Source organism: Agromyces binzhouensis (assembly GCF_004135055.1).
GTDB classification, from domain to species: domain Bacteria; phylum Actinomycetota; class Actinomycetes; order Actinomycetales; family Microbacteriaceae; genus Agromyces; species Agromyces binzhouensis.
In genome coordinates this window covers 1-3,773 of sequence record NZ_SDPL01000315.1, presented here as the reverse complement: position 1 = coordinate 3,773, position 3,773 = coordinate 1, and the positions used below count along the sequence as shown (strand labels likewise).

The 3,773-nt window shown below is 72.8% G+C and carries 3 protein-coding genes; 2 read left to right on the top strand and 1 reads right to left on the bottom strand.

Annotation, left to right across the window (positions count from 1 at the left end; all coding sequences use genetic code 11):
* Positions 1-50: 50 nt before the first annotated feature.
* Positions 51-1,208: an ROK family transcriptional regulator gene (locus ESO86_RS13235; protein ID WP_165307809.1), complete on the bottom strand. Its 1,158-nt coding sequence runs from the start codon at positions 1,206-1,208 to the stop codon at positions 51-53.
* A gap of 213 nt (positions 1,209-1,421) precedes the next feature.
* On the opposite strand from ESO86_RS13235, the gene ESO86_RS13230 reads away from it, so the two are divergent.
* Both ESO86_RS13230 and ESO86_RS13225 read left to right on the top strand, forming a co-directional pair.
* Entirely contained in the window at positions 1,422-2,555 is a 1,134-nt protein-coding gene (locus ESO86_RS13230) for a substrate-binding domain-containing protein (RefSeq protein WP_129235443.1), read from the top strand.
* A gap of 77 nt (positions 2,556-2,632) precedes the next feature.
* Positions 2,633-3,640: a phosphotriesterase family protein gene (locus ESO86_RS13225; protein ID WP_129235442.1), complete on the top strand. Its 1,008-nt coding sequence runs from the start codon at positions 2,633-2,635 to the stop codon at positions 3,638-3,640.
* Positions 3,641-3,773: the final 133 nt, after the last annotated feature.

Sequence of the window (3,773 nt, the reverse complement as noted above, 5' to 3'; positions counted from 1 at the left end):
GAGGACCGTCCGCGCGGGTGCCGGGCGGCCGTCACCCGTGCGGAGCGTCCTCACCGAGGTTCCGCCTCCGCCGCGACCGGGAGGTCGCCGAAGGCGCGCTCGTCGATGCCCATGCCGCGGTACACCTCGTGCAGCGCGGCGACGACCGCGCCCGTCGCGCCGGCGAAGTCGCCGAGCTCCGACGCCGTGAGATGCGGCGCCGCGCCGAGGTGGTGCTCGAGCACGGTCTCGTAGCGGCCGAGGTCGCGGGCGAGCGACTTCGCGATGCCGCCGCCGAGCACGATGACCTCGGGTTCGCACGAGACGGTCGCCGCGGTGAGCACGATGAGCATGGCCTGGTCGAAGTGGGCGCGGAGCGCGCGCACGGGCTCGGCGGCGTCGGTCGCGAAGAGGTCGGCCGGCGAGTCGAGTCGCACGCCCGCCTCGGCCGCGAGGCGCAGGATGCCCGGGCCGGTCACCATGAGCTCCAGCCGGGTGCCGAGCGGGCCCGCCGGCAGTTGCCCGAACTCGCCGATGACGCCGTGCGCGCCGCGGAGGATCCGGCCGTCGATCGCGATGCCCGCACCGAGGCCGGTGCCGATCGTGACCATCACCGCCGTCGGCGCGTTGCGCGCGGCGCCGAAGTGCTGTTCGCCGAGCAGGGCGAGGTTCGCGTCGTTGTCGGCCCGCACCGGCCGATCCGCGTCCGCGCGGACGAGGTCGAGGAACCCCGGCTCCTCCACCTGCGGCAGGTTCGGAGCGTTGGAGATCGTCGACCCGTCGCGTCCGACCGCGCCCGGGAGGCCCAGGTACAGGCCCGCGACGTGGTCCCAGCGATCGCCCGCGATGTCGCGTGCCGCCGAGGCGAGCCACGTGGCGAGCCCCGCGGCATCCGCCTCGACCGGGGTCGCCAGCTCGCGGTGCTCGATCGGCGTGCCCACGAGGTCGGCGAGCAGGATGCGCGTGTTCGACGCGCCGACGTCGATGCCCACGACGAACGCGCGATCCGCGACGAGGTCGAGGAGCACCGCGCGGCGGCCGCGCTGCTCCGACACCAGCTCGGATGCCTCGACCACGACGCCCTCGGCGATGAGCTGCTCGACCGCGCGCGTGACCGTCGCGGCGGAGATGCCGGATGCCGCGGCGAGCTGCTTCCGGCTCGCCGGCCGGATGCGCATCAGCTCGGTCAGCACCGCCGTCCTGTTCAGTCGGCGCATGTCGTTGACCATCGGACCTCCTGATTTCCGCTCAGTCTGAGCGTAAAGCATTGCCCGAGCACGGTCGATCCGACGCTCCGAGGCGATTCTCGCGTTGAAATTCGAGAGAAGTCTTGACTTTGGTTGCGTACTGAAATCAAAATGGCAACGCACGCTCGCCGACGACATGCACCAGGCCGGCCGGTCGTCGCACCCAGGTACGTCCGCACAGGAAGGTCACACACCATGGCACGATCACCGCTCACCCCGACTCGAGCCCTGAGGGTCTCGCTCGTCGGCGCCGTCGCATCCGCCCTGATGCTCAGCGGCTGCGCCGCGCAGGGCACCGCGGCCGCACCGGCCGAGCCGGGCGCACCGGCCGCCGAGCCGAGCCTCGAGTTCGAGGGCCCCAACGGCGAGCAGCCCGGAGCGCTCGGCGAACTCGAGCTCACCGACGACGAACTCGCCGAGGTGCAGGAGGGCGACCTCACGGCCGCGTTCGTGTGGCACACCTCCGGCGACTTCGTCGCGGCCGTCGAGGAAGGCGCCCGCGCCGAGTTCGAGGAGCTCGGCATCGAGGTCGTCGCGAGCACCCAGGCGAACTTCGACGCCGGCACCCAGGCCAACAACGTCCAGACCGTCATGGCCCTCGACCCCGACATCGTCGTCGCGATCGCGGTCGACCCCACCTCGGCGGCGAAGTCGTTCCAGCCGATCCTCGACGCGGGCGCGAAGCTCGTCATCATGACCACGCCGCCCGAGGGCTACGCCGCCGGCGACGAGTTCGTCTCGATCGTCACCGAGGACCTCGCCAAGGCCGGACGCGCGAACGCCGAGATCCTCGGCGACGCGCTGGGCGGCGAGGGCGAGGTCGGCGTCCTCACGTTCAACGCGAACTTCTGGTTCACCAACCAGCGCGACCAGTCGTTCACGGACTGGCTCGCCTACGAGTACCCCGACATCGAGGTCGTCGAGGAGCAGGGCTTCGCCGACGAGACCGCGACGCAGGCCGCCGCCGCGGCGATGATCGCCAAGAACCCGAACCTGAAGGGCATCTACGTCTCGTGGGCGACGGCAGCGCAGGGCGTGCTCGCCGCCATCCGGGCAGCCGGTCGCACCGACATCCAGGTCGTCACCAACGACCTCGACACGACGGTCGCCGCCGCGATGGTCACCGGCACGAACGTCGCCGGCATGGTCGGCAACGGCTCGCTCGACATCGGCGCCGGGCTCGCCCGGGCGGGAGCCTACGGCGTGCTCGGCAAGGACGCGCCCGAGCTCGTGGCATCCGACCCGACCAAGGTCACGAAGGACAACCTCGTCGAGGGCTGGGAGGCGGACTACGGCGTGGAGCCGCCCTCGAGCGTCACCGGCGGTTGATCATCCGGGGAGGGGCCCGGCCGGCTCGCGGCCCCTCCCACCCCGGCGATCCGCCGGAACGAACGAAAGGATGTCGGATGGCCGACGTCATGACCGTGCGCGGCCCGGTGCCGCCCTCCGAGCTCGGCCGGGTCATGCCGCACGAGCACCTGCTGTCGCTCACCCCGGGGCCGTGGCTCACCACCGGCACCCGCGACGACCGGATCGACCTCGCGGTCGGTGCGCTCGCCGGGCTCGAGGCGCGGGGCTTCGGCACCGTCGTCGACCTCTCGCCGTACGGCGTGGTCGGGCGCGACCCGGATGGCGCGGAGATCGCGATGCTCGCGGAGATCTCCGAGCGCAGCGGGCTGCACATCGTCAGCGGGACCGCGCTCTACCTCGAGGCGTACGCCCCGGCGTGGGCGAGGGAGGCCACGCTCGACGAGCTCACCGCCCGGTTCGTCGCCGACGCCGTCGACGGCATCGGCGGCAGCGGCATCCGCGCCGGCATCTTCGGCGAGCAGGCCACGAGCCTCGGCGAGATCACGCCGTTCGAGGATCGCGTGCTGCGCGCCGTCGCACGCGCCCACCGCGAGACCGGGCTGGCGATCATGACGCACACCACGCACGGCACCATGGCGCACGAGCAGGTCGACCTGCTCGCCTCGGAAGGCGTCGACCTCGACCGCGTGGTGATCGGCCACCTCGACACGCAGCTCAGCGTCGACCTGGCGCGCAGCATCCTCGACCGCGGCGCGCTCATCGCCGTCGACACGATCGGCAAGGAGGTGTGGGACTTCTTCCTCGAGCCGGCGGCCGAGCGGCCCGACGGCGAGTTCCCGAAGCGGTCCTTCGCGCGCTCCGACCGCGGTCGGGTCGAGTTCGTCGCCGAACTCGTCGCCGACGGGTACGCCGACCGGATCGTGCTCGCACAGGACCTCACCGGCGCCGAGGTCTGGATGAACCCCGGCACGCACGGGCAGCTGGGCTACGCCCACCTCGCCGATCGGTTCCTGCCGGCGCTCGCCGCGCACGGGGTGCCCGAGGACGCGATCGAGCGGATGACGGCGCGCACGCCCGCCCGGCTGCTGGAGGTGGGCGCATGAGCCTCGTGGACGCCCGCGACGCGGACGGGTACGTCGTCGGCATCGACCTCGGCGGCACCAAGGTGCGCGCGGGCATCGCCGCCCTCGACGCGAGCGACGGGCCGCGGGCGCGCGCCGCGCTGGTCGAGGCCGA